The organism is Bradyrhizobium sp. CCBAU 051011, from assembly GCF_009930815.1.
GTDB lineage: Bacteria > Pseudomonadota > Alphaproteobacteria > Rhizobiales > Xanthobacteraceae > Bradyrhizobium.
Genome location: NZ_CP022222.1, coordinates 5,761,489 through 5,778,919, shown reverse-complemented (window position 1 = coordinate 5,778,919; position 17,431 = coordinate 5,761,489). Strand labels below are relative to the sequence as shown.

General features: G+C 63.2%; 16 protein-coding genes. 9 read left to right on the top strand and 7 right to left on the bottom strand.

The annotated features are described in order from the left end of the window. Positions 1 to 5 precede the first annotated feature (5 nt). A complete protein-coding gene (gene recA / locus ACH79_RS27015; protein ID WP_161853652.1) occupies positions 6 to 1,097 on the bottom strand; it encodes a recombinase RecA in 1,092 nt (363 codons plus the stop codon). Positions 1,098 to 1,675: 578 nt separating this feature from the next. Between recA and ACH79_RS27010 the strand changes: the two genes are divergently transcribed. The 5 genes from ACH79_RS27010 to ACH79_RS26990 all read left to right on the top strand — a co-directional run bounded on the left by ACH79_RS27010 (position 1,676) and on the right by ACH79_RS26990 (position 5,543). After that, entirely contained in the window at positions 1,676 to 1,858 is a 183-nt protein-coding gene (locus tag ACH79_RS27010; RefSeq protein ID WP_161853651.1) for a hypothetical protein, read from the top strand. Between the two features lie 1,343 nt (positions 1,859 to 3,201). Continuing rightward, on the top strand, positions 3,202 to 3,327 hold the full coding sequence (locus ACH79_RS44850) for a hypothetical protein (protein ID WP_256380278.1): 126 nt from the start codon (positions 3,202 to 3,204) through the stop codon (positions 3,325 to 3,327). 454 nt (positions 3,328 to 3,781) lie between these two features. After that, positions 3,782 to 4,018, top strand: coding sequence for a hypothetical protein (locus tag ACH79_RS27000; RefSeq protein ID WP_161853649.1), 237 nt, complete (start codon positions 3,782 to 3,784; stop codon positions 4,016 to 4,018). Between the two features lie 883 nt (positions 4,019 to 4,901). Next, entirely contained in the window at positions 4,902 to 5,081 is a 180-nt protein-coding gene (locus ACH79_RS26995) for a hypothetical protein (protein ID WP_161853648.1), read from the top strand. A 213-nt stretch (positions 5,082 to 5,294) separates the two neighbouring features. Next, entirely contained in the window at positions 5,295 to 5,543 is a 249-nt protein-coding gene (locus ACH79_RS26990) for a hypothetical protein (RefSeq protein WP_161853647.1), read from the top strand. Here the strand turns inward: ACH79_RS26990 and ACH79_RS26985 are convergent. The 3 genes from ACH79_RS26985 to ACH79_RS26975 form a co-directional block, all read right to left on the bottom strand. Continuing rightward, a complete protein-coding gene (locus ACH79_RS26985) occupies positions 5,540 to 5,878 on the bottom strand; it encodes a PilZ domain-containing protein (RefSeq protein WP_161853646.1) in 339 nt (112 codons plus the stop codon). The genes ACH79_RS26990 and ACH79_RS26985 overlap by 4 nt on opposite strands. A 104-nt stretch (positions 5,879 to 5,982) precedes the next feature. After that, entirely contained in the window at positions 5,983 to 6,213 is a 231-nt protein-coding gene (locus ACH79_RS26980; protein WP_057838826.1) for a hypothetical protein, read from the bottom strand. Positions 6,214 to 6,294: 81 nt separating this feature from the next. After that, positions 6,295 to 6,573 carry a hypothetical protein gene (locus ACH79_RS26975; RefSeq protein ID WP_161853645.1) on the bottom strand — a complete coding sequence of 93 codons (279 nt, stop codon included), beginning with the start codon at positions 6,571 to 6,573 and terminating at the stop codon, positions 6,295 to 6,297. A gap of 236 nt (positions 6,574 to 6,809) precedes the next feature. Between ACH79_RS26975 and ACH79_RS26970 the strand changes: the two genes are divergently transcribed. Then, a complete protein-coding gene (locus tag ACH79_RS26970; protein ID WP_161853644.1) occupies positions 6,810 to 7,271 on the top strand; it encodes a PaaI family thioesterase in 462 nt (153 codons plus the stop codon). A 31-nt stretch (positions 7,272 to 7,302) separates the two neighbouring features. Here the strand turns inward: ACH79_RS26970 and ACH79_RS26965 are convergent, their stop codons facing one another. Beyond that, a complete protein-coding gene (locus ACH79_RS26965) occupies positions 7,303 to 9,306 on the bottom strand; it encodes a pyrroloquinoline quinone-dependent dehydrogenase (protein ID WP_246738725.1) in 2,004 nt (667 codons plus the stop codon). Positions 9,307 to 9,394: 88 nt separating this feature from the next. Beyond that, positions 9,395 to 10,861 (bottom strand): caspase family protein, encoded by a 1,467-nt coding sequence (locus tag ACH79_RS26960; protein ID WP_161853642.1) that lies wholly within the window; start codon positions 10,859 to 10,861, stop codon positions 9,395 to 9,397. 230 nt (positions 10,862 to 11,091) lie between these two features. Here ACH79_RS26960 and ACH79_RS26955 point away from each other — a divergent pair, with 230 nt between their 5' ends. Next, the gene (locus ACH79_RS26955; protein WP_246738145.1) at positions 11,092 to 11,487 is read left to right on the top strand and encodes a hypothetical protein; all 396 of its coding nucleotides are present in this window, start codon (positions 11,092 to 11,094) and stop codon (positions 11,485 to 11,487) included. Between the two features lie 2 nt (positions 11,488 to 11,489). Here the strand turns inward: ACH79_RS26955 and ACH79_RS26950 are convergent, their stop codons facing one another. Further along, a complete protein-coding gene (locus ACH79_RS26950; RefSeq protein ID WP_161853641.1) occupies positions 11,490 to 13,277 on the bottom strand; it encodes a ShlB/FhaC/HecB family hemolysin secretion/activation protein in 1,788 nt (595 codons plus the stop codon). A 129-nt stretch (positions 13,278 to 13,406) separates the two neighbouring features. Here ACH79_RS26950 and ACH79_RS26945 point away from each other — a divergent pair, with 129 nt between their 5' ends. Beyond that, entirely contained in the window at positions 13,407 to 14,522 is a 1,116-nt protein-coding gene (locus ACH79_RS26945; protein ID WP_161853640.1) for a FecR family protein, read from the top strand. 80 nt (positions 14,523 to 14,602) lie between these two features. Then, positions 14,603 to 17,326, top strand: coding sequence for an EAL domain-containing protein (locus ACH79_RS26940; protein ID WP_161853639.1), 2,724 nt, complete (start codon positions 14,603 to 14,605; stop codon positions 17,324 to 17,326). The last annotated feature ends 105 nt before the right edge of the window (positions 17,327 to 17,431 follow it).

Here is a 17,431-nt window from a genome sequence, read left to right as displayed (position 1 = left end):
GAAGCTTATTCGTCGTCCGCCGGCTCCTCGCCATCGGCGTCGCGCTCGGCCGGGCCGGCCAGAATCTGCTCGGCGATCAGGCCGGAGTTCTGGCGGATCGCCAGCTCGATCTTGGCGACCATGTCGGGATTGGCCTTGAGGAACGCCTTGGCGTTCTCGCGCCCCTGCCCGAGCCTTTGGCTGTCATAGGAGAACCAGGCGCCGGATTTCTCGACGATGCCGGCCTTGACGCCGAGATCGAGGATCTCGCCCATCTTGGAGACGCCCTCGCCATACATGATGTCGAATTCGACCTGCTTGAAGGGCGGCGCCAGCTTGTTCTTCACCACCTTGACGCGGGTGGTGTTACCAACGACTTCGTCGCGCTCCTTGATCGCGCCGATGCGGCGGATGTCGAGGCGGACGGAGGCGTAAAATTTCAAGGCGTTGCCGCCGGTGGTGGTTTCCGGCGAGCCATACATCACACCGATCTTCATGCGGATCTGGTTGATGAAGATCACCATGGTGTTGGACTTGTTGATCGAGGCGGTGAGCTTGCGCAGCGCCTGGCTCATCAGCCGCGCCTGCAGGCCGGGCAGCGCATCGCCCATCTCGCCCTCGAGCTCGGCCTTCGGCACCAGCGCCGCCACCGAATCGACCACCAGCACGTCGATCGCGCCCGAGCGCACCAGCGTGTCGCAGATTTCCAGCGCCTGCTCGCCAGTGTCGGGCTGCGAGATCAGGAGTTCGTCGATGTTGACGCCGAGCTTGCGGGCATAGACCGGATCGAGCGCGTGCTCGGCGTCGATGAAGGCGCAGATGCCGCCCTTCTTCTGCCCTTCCGCCACCGTGTGCAGCGCCAGCGTGGTCTTGCCTGACGATTCCGGCCCGTAGATTTCGACCACCCGCCCCTTCGGCAGGCCGCCGACGCCGAGCGCGATGTCCAGCCCGAGCGAGCCCGAGGACACCGTCTCGACGTCCATCGAACGGTCGTTCTTGCCCAGCTTCATTACCGAGCCCTTGCCGAACTGGCGCTCGATCTGGGAGAGCGCGGCGGACAGGGCCTTGGTCTTATCCATGGAGGATCCTTCAACGATACGCAGGGCAGTGGCGGACATAATACGTGCTCCTTATGGCGGGGATTCGCGAGCGGGACAAACGGCGGCGAGAGGCTTTTTGGATTCGATTTCGTCTAGGGATTTTTGTACCACGTTTGTTCTATGTTCGCAATATGTTCTTTTTCTTGTTGGGGCACTGGCCTGTTTCGACCCCTGGTGGCCTAAGTTGAAAATCACAGCGCCTAATTTGAGTTGTTAACGATTTCGCGATGTGAGCTGTATTGATCAGTATATCGGCTGCCGAACATGCCAGGTTGCCCCGATCACCGCCCAGCCCTCGGCTTCTATCGGTGATGAGAACGCCCGATTGCGCTCCCGCCTTCCTCTATGGAACGGAGCACAGCCCTATGCAGCAGCGACGCCGCTACACACGACCTGAAACCACCCTAGAGCAACGTCTTGCCGACGAGGCCTGCCGCCTGCGCGAGCAAGCCAGATTGCTCCCGCCCGGCGAGGTTCGGGAGGCCACAATCCGCAAGGCGCGACAAGCCGAAACCGGATCGCACCTGAGCGAGTGGCTGCGATCTCCCGGCCTGAAGGCTCCGAGCTAAATGCACACATTCAGCGATAGCTACACCTTGGGCAAGTTCAACCCTCCCTCATACGCGAGCTGGCTCGCCGAACTTCGCACCCTGTTTCCTGTGCCGGATGAATTCCTTCTAGCGAATGCGATCTTCAGTTTCCCGAACGCATTCAAGGAGGGAAAGACGCCGCAACAGGCTTACGAGGCGTTCGATATTTTCGTCAGCGCGGAGGCTTGAACTTGAACGACAACGGCCGTAGGCCGCCTTAGGACAGCACCATAAGGCACTAGCCTGTTTCCGACCCCAGTCGCCTAGTTTGAAATTCACCGTGGCCTGATCTGGATTGTTCAATTCGGAACCGACGGCCGGGCATCTGCATGTTAGGATCGGAACTTGCAAAACCCTACGGTTAGAGATGGTGTCATGCAGCGTCGCCGATCTCTTCCCCACACGTTCGAGGAAAATATCGCAGCCGAGAAGGCGAAGCTGGAAGCCCAAATTGCCCAGCTCAAACCTGGTCCTCAGAGGGACGGGCTGCTCCAGAAGATCAGACAGCTAGAAACTGCCTCCCACATCAACGAATGGCTTTCCTCGCCGGGACTTCAACCGCCAGAACCAGCCTAGAAGAGTAAGGCCGCCTCAGTTGGCGGCCTCTTTCGTTTAGGGCAGCACGGCAATTGCGGCTGCCGTCCGTATTCCGAGGCCCTGTCCTAGTCTAAAGTTGGCGGTGTCCCAACTCGCGTTGTGCATACAAGTGGACAGAAAGGGCCGCCTCAGCACCGGCGTGATGACCTGCTCCGGCCAGCAAAGAAATAGCTGCCTGGGCCGCATTGGCCGGCGACCTCTCTTGAGCAAACCCTGGTCCGGCCTGCGCGCAAAATGAAAGGGCCGCCTCGCAGGCGGCCCCCAGCCGGTACAAATTGGTTCGGGATGAAAAGCAGCCCCCGGCGACAGCCACCATAGGGCTTTCGACGCGCCTTGGGGATTCCGTAACACCACGGTGTTTTCGTACCCGAACCCTAGGAGCGCCGTGGTTGCGTTTCGCGGCATACTCACCCAAGCGAACGCTGCATCTTTCCGGCCGCCCGGCCCCCAACTACGCAAACATACGGAAGTGACCCGGCGCGGGAGGACCGGCATATTTCCCGCCCATGGGCCGACATATCCTGTTCAAATGTCCACGGCTGGGCACGAACGTTCAGCATTGGCTTCCGGCGACCGCCCCGGAGGACGGGCCCAATTCGTATGTTTCCGTCCTCTGTCTGGCCTGCACCCGGCTTCATTTCATCCACAAGGAAACCGGCAAGCTTCTGGGCGAGGACTGATCGGCTGTTGCCGGCCGGACCGGCCCTCGGTTCCATTGGCACCATGGGCTCGGAAAAGGGCCGAGCGCACGATCGTGCCAAGCTTGGCCCGCCTTAAGTTCACTTTTGTACTTTTTCTCCGGAACGGATTCGACCGCAGTGCGTAATCGGATCGGGTGCAGCGCGAAGGCTAGTAACGGGTAGTAAAGGGGAACCAGGATTGTGCCGGGAAAAAAATATCTGACGGAACAAGCGGCAACCTTTCTCAAGTTTGCAATGGCCACCACGGATCCGGATGTCGCCGCGGGCTTTCTCGACAAGGCCGCCGACCTTTCGGCCAGGAGTGAAAAGGCGCCGGACGCCAGCCCCCGGCCGCCTGATGTAGAGCAGCCGAAAGGCTAGCTCTCCGATGAGGCCGCCACCGGGGCGGCCTCATCGTTATTGGCTGGCCTGCACGGTAGACGCCGAACGAGATCACTTACAATTTTAGATGTGCTTGCGGCTTTACCTGCACCGTCCGTCAAGGCGCGTGCGCTATGCATCACCGTATGCAGATACAAATGACCGCCCCCGCCTACGAGCCCATCCTGCCAATGCTTCAACGCCATGGCGCCGATCTCTTCACCCGGCTCCTGAGCCTCAGCCGCTCACCGGAGCCCGCGCGAGTGCCGCCGCCCGTCCGGCCCGGGGACGCGCCGTCGCGAACCCACATTCCGTCGCGGCAACCTTATCCATCGCGTCAGGATTGAGAGCAGCGGCCGTCGGCGGCCTTCTCCCTTCAACGCGTCGCCTGCCCAACTGCATCCTGCCCATGGTTCGGCCGGGCCAGCCAAATCCTCGCACATTGCCGAAATGAATGAACGGCAAGTGCTGCCAGTCGTCCGATGGCGGCCGCTTGGCCGCTTACGTCAGGCAAATGAACCGGCGCGCGATCGCGCACACCTGCAGCGCCTACGCAGCTTCCTGCATTCGCGATTCCGCCGACCAATCCGACAGCGTTCAGATGTGCACGGCCAAGACGGAGTGCATGAAGACCGGCGTTCACGTCGGCCCCTACAGCGGCAGACACTACGCCGGCATGACCAGGATCTAGCGCACGATCCGTAAAAGCCGGCACCGGTTTTTCCTGCGCAAGCAAGGCTGACCGCCCGCGCCAGCCCAACGACCCCGCCGCATGGGGCTATGCAGCGAGGTCGCCGACGGCGGGGAAAATCTGGAGGACCACCCCGCCCTCGCGAGCAGATACGTCCGCCCCACGCCGCCCGTTTCAGCGGGCAAATCGCCCGGCAAATTCGCTCGAATGGCGTTGAACCTTTTTCGTTGCGCGCAGACAAAATTCTTGCCTGGGCAATTGCATACTCGGGGAATAGGCCTGCGCCGCCAAGCGACGATATTCCGCTTGCGCGGCGCAGTGCTTTTTTGCGGGCATGAAAGCGGCCCGGGAATTTGGGCGCGTCCGCGGGGTTGAACGCTTGCAGCGGAGGAGGATTTTCCCGGCGCGCGCTCCCGCGCGGCAACCGTTATTTATCGAACGGGCGATCTATGGTACTTTGCATTCCGCTCGCGCTATTGCAGGAGTGCGGGCGATTTCCATGAATCACAAAGCGCAGAATATGCGCTGACGACGATGGGAAGCCTTGGGATTCTGGAAGCGGCGGGTCCTGGAAGTGGCGCATTCTGGAAGTGGCAATTTCGGATCGACGACCTGGTGGGGTCGGGAAAGATCGAGGCAACGCTTTCGCTATTTGCCGTGCGTCGCATCCAGTTGAAGATTGTCGCGAGCTGGCGCAACGGCGCGCCAGGCTAACGCCCTGAATTGGGGCCGCGCAGGTAATTCCAAGCCTCTCCCGCTCCATTCGCCGGTTCAAACCGGCATGTGACAGACTCTCTCTGTCTAGCTGTACTGAATAACAATTGCAATTTTAAGTATGAGGATTGAATTTTGAAGCGGTGGGGACCCGCAACGGGATTTTTATATGATTCACAAGGGCGTCGAATACAGCGTGACCGCGGTCGCTCCGGGCATCTGGAAATGGCAATTCCGTATCGGCGAGCGGGTAGTCGTGGGAAAGACCGAGGCCAAGCTCAATCTGCTTGCTATCCGGCGGGTCCAGCTTCGGATCGATCGGGAGCTAAAAAAAGCCGAACGGAAATAACTCGCTGGCTGGAGGCTTCCACAGGTCTTCCATAGAAGAGATTTCAGCAATTACATCAGGTTAAGGCTGAGGGATCACCCGCTTTATATGCCCGGCAACGTGCTTGGGCCCGTAAAAACCCGGAGTTGATCTTTCGATACGCCAGGAATCCACTCCCGGCGCTTGGGGATCACGGGGCCGGCGGCGGCCCAATTTGCATTTGGTCAGCTTGCCATGCCGGTCTTTTTCTTCCGCGTTCGACATGGCGAAGATGGATGCGTCAGCAATGACGGCGCGGAATTTGTCGACCATAACGCCGCCTGGAAGGAAATGACCGGGGTATGCGGCGACATGATCGCGGACATTTCCCGGAAACTCTCCGAAAACGCCGAGTGGCAGATGGAATTGCTGGATGAATCCAGAAAGCCGGTGTTCCGGATTCGCCTGGTTGCGGAGACGCTGCAGGACACCGACGAACGCTAGTTGGCGGGCGCCTTCCGGGAAGCGGGCTCGTGTTCGCCTGGCGGCGCCACCTCACCCCGAAGCTCCTTGGCCGATACAAATCGGACGCCGACCAGTTCGCCCCTGCGCCAGATCAACGTGCAGACCCGCCGCACCTCGCCGCCTGCGGTCAGCGAAAGGCCGAACATCTTCGGCACCGCGAGGTCGCCGACATCAAGACAGGCGCCATTGTCTGATATGTCGAGGATGTAGCACTGGATCCATGGCGCATCCGGCGCCGGGATCAGGAATCCCTGCTTGTGCAGGTCGACCCGAACGAACTTGCGGGCCCCCAGGTCTTTGCGGTCTCTCGCCATGATTTCTCCAGTACGTAGAAATACTAGGCGGAACACCTGAATACCGAGTTATCGGAATTCGGCAAAAATCGGGGAGTCGATATTAATTCCGGCACAACCCAAGCCTAATCGGCGCTGGCAAGCCTGCGCATCGTGAATTCGATCTCGCCGCCGGGCAGTTCGCGCCAGCTTTCGACCGAGCTCATATAGGCGGCCTTGGGATAGCGGGTGAGGAAGTCGCGCGCCCTCGCCCGCGCTTCGTCGCGCGGCAGCGTAAACGTCTCGCGCAGATAGCCGTCGCCCGGCTTGCGCCGGCCGGCCATCCGACTCGCGAGATCACGCGGACGAAAGACCATGTCGCAACTCCAGACACGATGACGACAGGTCAAATATAGGGGGCGCGGCGAGCGAATCCTACTCGCCGTTATCGTAAGGCATTACTGGCTGGTGCTGCCGGTCTTGCTCTTCGACTGCTTGGCGGGCGCGGCGGCCTTGGGCGCGTCCGTGCTCCGCACCGTACCCCAGGGATCGGAAGAGACCTTGGCATCAGGGATCTTCCTCAAGGAATCCTTATAGGCCCTGTCCTTGATCGCATCCTGCTCCTTTTCCTCCGGCGATTTGGACTGGAATTCTGGCATCAGGTTGATGTTTGGGGTCTGCGCGTAGGCCGGCGTCGTCAACAACACCACCACCACGGCCGCGCTCAGCATTCTCATGACGCTCTCCTTTGGGACGCTTTCGGCGTTTCGGGGAAGATACCACCGGCCTGACCGCCCCGCCAAGCGCGCGGGCTCCCCGCCTATGGTTCGATGCCGGAATCGCACTGTTTGCGGCGATGGCACTGAATCGCTGCAAAATGACACCGCATCTGCCGCCTGCCGCCGCTGTTCCCTTCGCCGCAATGACCACTACAATGCGCCGACATCAAGATCGGACGAGGAAGCGCACGTTCATGCAACAACAGCCACAAGCGGCGGAATTCGGCATCGCGGAAGCCAGGCGGGTGCTCGGCGAGGTCTTTGCGCCATGGGTGATGGATCTCAATCTGTCGATCGAGCGCTTCGACGTTGTCCCGCCCGACGATGCCGCCGACTGGCAGCCGGGCGCGGTGCTGCGCCTGCCGTTCTCGGAGCGGCTGTGCCGCAATGGCGGCACCGTGTCGGGCCAGGCGCTGATGGCCTTCGCCGACACTGCGATGGTGATCGCCAACCTCGCCGCCAATCGCGGCTACCGGCCGATGACGACGGTCGACCAGACGACGCATTTCATGCGCGCAGTCTCCACCTCCGACGTGCTGGCGGACGCGCGCGTCGTCCGTCTCGGCCGCACCATGAGTTTTGGCCGCGTCACGCTGCTTTCCGCCACCGACAACAAGCCGGTGGCGATGGTCTCGAGCGCGTTCGCAATGCTGTAGGGACTTGCAAGGCAGGCAAAGACGCGTCAGCTCACGCCCTCACCCTGCTCCGGCGCCAGCGCCACACGAGTCCCACCATCAGCAGCACCACCAACCCGGCCGCGATCGCGCCGCTGATGAAGCGCCCGCCGGGGCGGTCGATGGTGCGCGACCACAGCGAAGGCGACTCGCCCCGCCGTGCCAGGCGAAACGCGACCACGCTGTCGCCAATGGTCGTGCCCGACTCGGAATGACCGCCGGCGCCGATCGCGACATATTGCTCGCCCTTCCATAGATAGGTCATCGGATTGGCAACGCCCGGCACCGGCAACCTTCCCTGCCACAGTTCCTGTCCCGATCGCGCGTCGAAGGCGCGCAGGTACGCATCCATCGCGCCGCTGAAGACAAGGCCGCCGGCGGTGATCGCGACGCCGCTGACGAGCGGCGTGCCGAACGGAAGAGCGATGCCGAGCGGCGCGCGATCCTCCGTGGTGCCCACACGCGAGCGCCAGACAATCTTCCCCGCCTTGAGATCGACCGCAACCATCTCGCCCCAGGACGGCTTGTTGCACAATAACCCCAGCGGCGACAACGCGACCGCGCGCGTCATAGCAAACGGCGTGCCCTGCTGCCGTCCGAAGTCGTGACCCGGCGGCGGGTTGAATCCATCGGCGATCGTCGCGCGCGGCAACAGCTTGATGATGTGGATCGCCCGCGTCGTGTTGACGTAAAGGATCTGGTTGACCGGATCGAATGCCGCCCCACCCCAGTTCACGCCGCCGCCGGTCATCGGATACACCACGGAGCCCTGCGTTGATGGCGGCGTGTAGATTCCGTCGTTACGCGCCGATGCGACCTGCGCGCGGCAGGCCTCGCCGTCCCAGAGCGGAATAAGGCCGAACACGTCATCGGCCGAAATTTGCTGCGGCACCAGCGCCGGCACATGGGTCGGAAACGGCTGTGTCGGCGAGAGCTGCTCGCCTTCGGCGCCGCCTTGCGGCACCGCGCGCTCCTCCACCGGCCAGATCGGCTTGCCGGTGTCGCGATCGAGCACGAACACAAAACCCTGCTTGGTCGGCTGGATCACGACGTCGCGCTGGCCGTCGCCGGTATCGATGCGTGCAAGCGTGGGCTGCGCCGGCAGGTCGTAGTCCCAGACGTCGTGATGCACGATCTGATACGACCAGACCCGTTCGCCGGTCTTGGCGCGCAGCGCCACGACCGAATTGGCATAGTCGTTGTTGCCGGGCCGCTTGCCGCCCCAGAAGTCCGGACTCGGCGAGGATGTCGGCAGGAACACCAGGCCGCGCTCCTCGTCCACCGACATCGGCGCCCAGACATTGGCGTGGCCGGCGGTGACGCCATCATGCAGCAGCGGGTCAAAACTCCAGCGCGACCGTCCCGTCCGTGCATCGAACGCGCGCACCGTTCCGGCCGGCGCCTCGGCGCGGCGGTTGTCGGCGATTGCGGAGCCGACGATGACGGTGTCGCTGATAATGACGGGCGCCGATGTGATCTGGAATTCGCCGGGCCATTCCAGCGGCATGCCGGTCTCGAGCCTGATCTCGCCATTGGCGCCGAAATCGGCGCAGGGAATGCCGGTCCTCGCGTCGAGCGCGATCACGCGCGCGTCGTTGGTGCCCATGAAGATGCGCGCGCGGCAGGCGGCGGTCTCGGACGCGTTGCCATCAACCCAATAGGCGACGCCCCGGCAGTTGTAGCGGTTGGCAGGGCGCTGCGCGGTCGAGATCTTGGGATCGTATCGCCACTTCTGCACCCCGCTGCCGGGATCGAGCGCGATGACTTCGTTGAAGGGCGAGCAGAAGATCAGGCTGTCCTCGACAAGCAGCGGGGTAGCCTGAAACTTGGTCCGCCTCATCACTTCGGGCGCGCGGGCGTTCAGATCGCCGGTGCGAAACTCCCAGGCGCGAACGAGATTGCCGACATTGTCTGATGTGATCTGGTTGAGCGGCGAAAACCGCGATCCCCCGCGATCGCCGCCCCAATGCTCCCAGGCGGAAGCAGGAAGCAAGTTACCCGCGCCAAAAATAGCCATGACGAAAGCGAACAGACAAACCGGATTTCGCATCCTGCCCCCGCAAGCGCAATGCAACGCTTGCGGGATCGATTACCCTATTGGCACGTCAGTATCTACCCCGGCCGCCATGATCGCCGTAGTTGCCGCCGCGGCCGCCGCCAAATCCGCCGAGGCCAATTCCGATGCCGATGCTGACCGGCGGTCTCGATGGTTCGTACACTTCGCGCGGCGGCGGGTCGTACACCACGCGCGGGGGCGGACGGCGAACGACCACGACGTCGTCATCCGGCTCGCTCCGGCGCGGCGGCTTGCGATCGACCCGCTTCTTCGGCGGATCCGGCTCGACGCGCCGGACCGGCGCATTGACCTTGATTGGTTGCTGCTGCGGCGGCTGCACGTTGCAGGGACACATCGGCGCGGCGAGCGCAACGTTCTGCGGCAGCGCGGCGTTGGCGGCCGCAACGGCCGGGGTGAACTCGGGACGGTTGCGCAGCCGCTCCTCCAGCTTGCGCGCGGTCGCGCTGAGATCGCTGTCGGGGAATCGCGTCAGGAACGAGCGATAGCCGGACGCGGTGTTGATCAGCACGGCGTTATTCCACGCCACCATGCGCCGGTGCCGGACCAGCCAGTCGCGCGCTAGCCGTCCGAGCGACGTCTGCGGATAGAGGCCGGCAAAGGCCTCATAGGCTTCGTCGGTGCCGTCGGCCACGATCAAATCGTTCGCCGCCTCGACCGGCTTGCCGTTCAGGTCGCGCGTCCATTCGGCGACACTCTTCTTGGGCTGCGCGGCAGGCTTGGGACCTGCGATGGAGGCGCCGGAAAAGCGGAAATCCTCGGTCAGCGAAGAGCTGTCCCACGGCGTCTGCCGGCCTTCGGTGACCTTGTTCACCGCCAGCCGGACACGCTTGAAGGTCTCTTCGATCGGAATCCCCTGCTCCTTGCCAGCCGCGAGCAGCGCGGTCGTATAGGGGCTGTTGTTGCCGGAGCCATCTTCCGCGACCGCGCCGGGCGAGGTCGAGAACGACAGGAAGGTGCCGGGGGCGCCAACCTTGGCATCGACCAGCGCCAGCCCGCTGCCGGCGGTCTTCAGCTCGGGGAACGGATTGTTGCGGCAGGCATCGAGCATCAGGATGCGCATCCTGCTCGGCACCGAGGTAAGCGTATTGAGGATGTCGTTGAGGCGCACCGCCTGGATCGGAATGTCGGCTTCGCGCTTCGCATCGATGTCGACCGGAATCAGAAAATTCTCGCCGTCGATCTGCAGGCCATGGCCGGCGTAAAACACCAGGGCCACCGTGTCGGGACCCTTGGCCGCCACCTTGCCGGCGAATTCGCTGACCTTATCCCGCATCTGGCCTTGCGAAAGGTCGGAGGCCGTCGAAACCTCGAAGCCGGAATCGGTCAGCAACTGGGTGACCGCCTTGGCGTCATTGGCCGGATTGGGCAGCGCCGGCACCGAGCGATAGGCGGATTGGCCGATCACCAGCGCGAGCCGGTTTTCGGCGAAAGCAGACGGTGCGCCCAAAAGCAACGCGGCGGGAACCATCAACCCAAACAACGTGTGACGGAACATGATGTCACCTCCCGACAATGCAGGCTTCGGATTGGTCACGTCCCCGAAGCCAAAGGTTCAAGCCGGCCGCGCCACGTGAGGCGACGGCGACCCGATTGAAAGCGGATGTTGTCGCAGGCCCGGAATCCCGTGCAGTGATCCAAATCACAGTCGCGAGATCGTTTTGTGTGCGGCAATCCCCTGTCCGGAATGGCGCCGCCGGGGTAAAACAACCTCCGATGCGGCGGATCGTGGTTCATATAGCGCTGGTGGTGGGCGCGGCGCTGACGGTCGCGGGTTGCGGCTTCGCCGACGTCCGCGCGCCGGTGCCCGACTTCATGCGCGGCAAGGCGCCCGACCCGCCCACGCTGGGAACGCCGCCCGACGTCAAGATGCTGCTGCGGCAGAAACTGGACTCGGTGTTCGTGGCGGCCTCGCAACCGACCCACGTTCGCGTCTCCGAGCCACGCCCCAACCTCCGTGGCCCGGGCTGGACCGCCTGCGTCAAGGCCGAAGTCGTTTCGGTGACCGGCAAGCCATTGGGCACGCAGACCTACCGGATCGAGATTGCCGACGGGGTGATTGCCGACCGGCAGAAGGTCGAGGCTGAGGATACCTGTAACAACGAAAGCTACGAGCCGGTCTAGCGCTACAAACACCTTGTCGTCGCGCGCACCGGACAGAGCTTCAGCGCGCTCGTCAGCGAGAACAGCACGCGTGCGCCGCGGGTGGGATTATCGGGGGCGCGATAGCTGAGAGGCGCGGCGGCGCCGATGTCGGCTTGCAGGCCGTCGGCGAGGAAGAAGCGGACGCCGCCGCCGGCCGAGGACAGCGACAGGCCGTCGCTGAGGCGGTAGCCGTCATTCCAGGCGACGCCGCTGTCGACAAAGGCGTAGAGCTGGTAGCCGCTGAGATATGACAGGTTTGTTTTCTGGTCGAAGCGCAGTTCGCCGGTGCCGGCAAGACCGTTGTCGCCGCTGATCTCGGCGCTGCCATAGCCGCGGCCGAACGCGATGCCGCCGAGATAGAATTGCTGCGAAGTAAAGAGAGGACCGGACGCGGTCTGGCCGGCCGCGGCCAGTTTCAGCGACCACGCGTCCGTAAGCGTCTGATAGCGCGTGAACCAGAAATTCAGCGCGGAGAATCTGCCTGACGCGCCGAAGCGCGACAGGTCGTCGTCGCCGCGATGCGAGGCGCCGAGGATGTCGAGGCCCTGGCGATAGTTCGCCGTCAGATAGTTGGTACCGCCGAAATCGTCCTGCAGGCGGTAGTCGGCCGTGAAGCTAGCGGTGCGGATGCGATCGGCGTAGATCGGGCCGAACACGTCTTTCTCGGACGCATTGGTGAAGCCGGCTGCCGCGGTCAACGTCAGGCCCGACTTCTGCGATTGCAAGGGAACGATGCTGCCGCGAATTTCGAACGACTCTGTCTTGATGGTGTCGCCATAGAGACGGCGGTAATCGCCGGGCCGGACCTCGCTGTAGTAGCCCGACGCGCCGACGCGGGCGCCATCGGTGCCGACGGGCACCTCATAGGACATGCGGCCGAATGCGAGCTGCCTGACATCGCCGGGCGTCGTCGAAAGATTCACCACGAAGGAATCGCCGGGCGCGAGATAGGAGTTGAACGCCGCCGTCCCGTAGCTCTGCCACGGTCCGACGGAGGACGATCCGAGATTGTCGACGCCGAACGAGGTGAAGACGTGCCAGGTTTTCAACGAGAGAATCAGGCGGAAATGGCCGGTCGCGATGCCGATCTCCTCGATCGCAGTGTCCTCGATCCGCACGCCGGGCCGGCCGTTGATCAGCAGCAAGGCGCGTTCGAGCATTGCAAGCCGCGACGGCCGTTCCGCCAGCACCGCAGCAAGCATCGGCTGGACGCCGAATTGCTCGGCGCCGTCGCCCTTCAGCGTCAGTTCCGTGATGCTACCTTCGATGACTTGAATGCGAAGCACACCGCTCTGGACGTCCTGCGGCGGGACGATCGCCCGGCTGAGATGAAAGCCGGCGGCGCGATAGATATCGCCGACCGCAGCAGACATCGCAGCCAGGTCGGCTTGGGATACTTTTTTTCCGATGTAGGGTTGATAGGCCATCACCAGCCGGTCCTGCGGGATCGCGACCGCGCCGGTAATCGAAACTCGCCGAAGCACGAATAGCGGCATCGCGTTTCCCTGCCGCTCCGCGCCGGCGAAATGCGGCGACGGCAGCTTCGGGCGCCCGTTCGCGCCCTGCCCCGATTGCTGGTCCTCCAAACGTTTCTCGGTCTGCTTCGGATCGTACGCGGGCTGGTTCGCGTGCTGCGCGTTCGCCGCGAAACAGCCGGCCGAAGCACACAACCCGAGGCCAATCACCACCGCGCGGGATAAAGCTGAAGAGGTCAACTTCCGTAATTGTACGGACAACGAACCGCGAACTTTAGTGAAACCGCTAGCCATCTGATTTTTAATAGAAAATTATGGTCAACGAATGGTTAATGCGCACGGCGCAGAACACGATTCCTGCTCACTCAATGTTGAAACATTCCCGATAGCATTCGGGATAAAGCGGCAATCGAAGAGAGTTTCATGCGTGCGATTCCTCACGTCTCAAAAGCCCTCGCGGCAGCGTTCTTCCTCGCGGCGGCGTCCAGCGTGTTCGCCGCCGATGGTGGCGACTGGATAGTCAGCAAATCCTCCGGCGAAGTCTGGCTCGCCGGCAGTGGCGTGCAGCAGGCATCGCTGCAGCAGGAAGACGTCTTGAAGCCGGGCGACACCGTTCGCACCGGCCGTAACGGCCGCGCGCTGTTGACGCGCGGCGACGAAGCGATCCTGATCGCGCCGAATTCCGTGGTCGGCGTCCCCATCGAGAAGAAGGAAGGGCTGTCGACGACGATCGTGCAGAAGGCGGGCTCGATCCTGCTCGACGTCGAAAAGCGCAACGTCAAGCATTTCGAAGTCGAGACGCCTTACCTCGCCGCCGTGGTGAAGGGCACGCAATTCCGCGTCACCATCAATGCGGGGAAGACCAGCGTCGACGTGATCCGCGGCCAGGTTGAAGTTTCGGACTTTAAGACCGGCCAGATCGCGCAAGTGATGGCCGGCCAGCATGCGACGGCCTTCGCGAGCGGCAAGACCGGGTTGTCACTGGGCGGAGCCGGCGTCCTCGCGCCAATCGAGCAGGGCAGGCCCCGTGCGCCTTCGGTCGATCGCACGCCAGTGCCGCGCGGAGGCTTTACGGCGATGCGCAGCGCCGCCAATGGACAGGTCGTCCAACCGTCCCGTCAATCGGGCGTGCATCTCGTCAGGCCAGGTGTGACCCGCATTTCGTCTTCGATCGGCGAGGTCCGCCTCAACGTCAATCGCGTCACCCACGGCCTCGCCCGCGAGAAGTCTGCGGTGCATGGCGGATCGCGTAACGCCGCCAGGGACAACACGGTCTGGGACGCGTCCGACACCGCGAACAACAGCCAGGGCAACGGCGCCACCAACACAGCGGGCGCAAGCAGCGCTTCCAGCGTCAGCGCCGCAATAGCTGCCTCCAGCGGCTCGGAAGGCGGCGGAAGCGGCAATGGCAAAAACAACAATGGGAACGGCAACGGAAACGGCAATGGGAACGGGGCCAATGGCAACGGCAGGGGCAACGGCAACGCGAATGGGCATGGGAACGGCAACGGCAATGGCAACGGCCGGGGCAGAAGCTGAACCGGTGAGCCACGCGCGTAGCACGAGCTAAAAGCCACAAGCCCAACGACGCCGCATTCGACCACCAGAATGGTGACCACGTGAAACAGTATCGGTCGCATCTTTTCGTGATGATCGCGTTGGCGATCGTCCTGGCGGGCGACTGGCATAGCTCGCTTCGCAATGTACTGGCCGACCTGCGATTCGCGTGGCAGTCGCGCCAGGCCAGCGGCGACATCGTGGTGATCGCGATCGACGCATCGTCGATTGAAAGGATCGGCGTCTGGCCGTGGCCGCGCCTGTTCCACGCCGAACTGATCCGGCAGCTTCAGAAGGCGGACGTCCAGGACATCGCGCTCGATGTCGATTTCTCCACGCCTTCCGACGCCGCGTCGGACCGAAACTTTGCCGAAGCCCTGCAGGCTGCTGGCGGATCGATCGTGCTGCCCTCCTTCCAGCAGCCGCGCACCGACAGGACGACGCTTCACATCAATCGCCCGTTGCAGCAGTTCGCCGAGCATTCCTGGCCCGCGCTCGTCAATGTCGAGGTCGGCCCCGACGGCCTCGTCCGCCGCTATCCGTTCGGCGAGAAGCTGGATGGCAAATTCGTGCCCTCGATGGCTTCCGTCCTCTCCGGCCAATACGGCGAAAAGCGAACGCCATTCCTGATCGACTACAGCATCCGAACGGCCGGCATTCCCAAAGTATCCTTTGTCGACGTCCTGCGCGGCGACCCGGCGACCTTGCAAAAGCTTCAGGGCAAGAAGGTCATCGTCGGCGGCACGGCACTCGAACTTGGTGATCGCTTCAGTGTCCCGAATGGCGTGATCCTGTCCGGCCCCGTGCTGCAGACCCTGGCGGCGGAATCGCTGCTGCAGAACCGCGCGCTGCAATGGACTTCGCACGTCGTCACGCTGACCGGCCTCGCTGTCCTTGCCTTGATCATGCTGTTCTCATGGCGCCGCCTTTCCGCCCGCAAGCGCGTAGCGATGCTCGGCGCAACGGCGGTCGCCCTCGAGGCCGGGGCCTTTGCCCTGCAGGCGGCCTTCCCGCTCATTTTCGACACGTCGCTGTTTCATATCGCCATCGTCGTCTATGTCGCGGCCATCGCGCTCGACGAAATCGACATCCGCGATCTGCTCGGCAGGGTCGCGGAGAGCCGCTTCCAGCGCGTGGCGATGTCGCTTGGCGACGGCCTGATCTGCACGGATTCCCGTTACATGATTACGGTCTGGAATCCGGGCGCGACGGCGATCTTCGGCTACAGGCCGGAGGAAATGATCGGCCGCCCCTTCGACGAAATCTGCGCCCGCGACGAAGCCCTCCCCACTTCTTCCTTTTCGATCGAGGACGCAGCCCATCTGGCTGCCGGATCGGTGGTCGAGTTCGACGGGCGCCGCAGCAATGGCGAGGTGTTTCCGGTGGAGGCCTCCTTCTCCGGCTGGCAAGGCGCCGACGGGTTTCAATTCGGGGCTATCCTGCGCGACATCTCGGTACGCAAGCGCGAAGCCGAGAGGATCAAGTATCTGGCGGAGCACGACACGCTGACAGGGCTCATCAACCGAAACACCCTTCACGCCCAACTCGACGCGAAAATTTCCGCGACCGAGGCAAACGGCGGCAAGGTGGCCCTGCTGGTGATCGGCATCGACGGCTTCCAGCAGATCAACAACATGCTCGGCACCACCTGTGGCGATCTCGTGCTTCGCGCCATTTCGCAGCGACTGACCGCGGCTGTTCCGTCGGCGGGTCAGGTCGCTCGTTTGAGCGGGGACGAATTCGCCATCGCAGTTCCGACGAGCGACATCGCAGAAAACCTCAACCGCTTTGCGGAACAGATCGGCGACAGCTTCGACGCGCCGCTGCTGGCCGGAAACCGCCACCTCCGCGTCAAGGTCAGCATCGGCGCCGCCGTTTGCCCGGCCGATGGACGAACGGCGGACGAGCTCCTCAGCAACGCGCATCTGGCGCTGAGTCGCGCCAAGGCCACCAACCGCGGCGGCTATGTGCTGTTCGAAGATTCGATCCGCCGCGAACTGGAGAAGCGCCTGACGCTGGAGGCGGAGCTGGCGCTGGCCGCGGAACGCAATGAGTTCGAGTTGTTCTACCAACCGCAACTGCATCTGGCCGACGGCCGCCTGATCGGCGCCGAAGCCCTGATCCGCTGGCGCCATCCTGAGCGGGGCCTGGTTTCTCCGGCGGAATTCATGCCGGTCGTCAATACCTCGCCGATTTCCGAGCGGATCGCCGACTGGGTTCTTCAAACCGCCTGCGCCAAGGGCGCCGCCTGGGAACGCGCGGGACACAAGCTCCGCATCGGCGTCAATCTTTCACCGTCCCAACTGGAGTCTGGCGGCCTCGCCATCTCGGTCGCGCAGGTGCTTGCCAGCACCGGCTTAAGTCCGACCAGCCTGGAGCTCGAGGTCACCGAAGACATCCTGCTCCACGACGAGCAGGAGGCGCTGAATACGTTCCTCGAGATTCAGGAGCTTGGCGTTCGCCTCGTCTTCGACGATTTCGGCACCGGCTTTGCCAGCTTGAGCTATCTGAAAAAATTCCCTCTCGACGGGCTGAAGATCGACCGCTCCTTCGTCTTGGGCTTGCTGACCAATCCCGACGACGCGGCGATCGTCAGCTCGACGATCGGGCTGAGCAAGCAGCTCGGCCTGTCCATCATCGCCGAAGGCATCGAGGACCGCGGCACGGCCGACTTCTTGGTCAAGATGGGCTGCGAAGAAGGACAGGGCTATTGCTTTGGCAAGCCGATGCCGGCCCGCGATTTTGAAGCCAAATTCCTCACCGCTCCCGCCGCCGAGGTGGCGTAGCGGCTGAGCGGCCTGCTCAGGCTGAACGATCCGTTAACGCGACCGCTCAAATCCGACCCTCGCCACAACGCGATTTTCCACCTCTTTCCACTAGCCTTGCCTCGT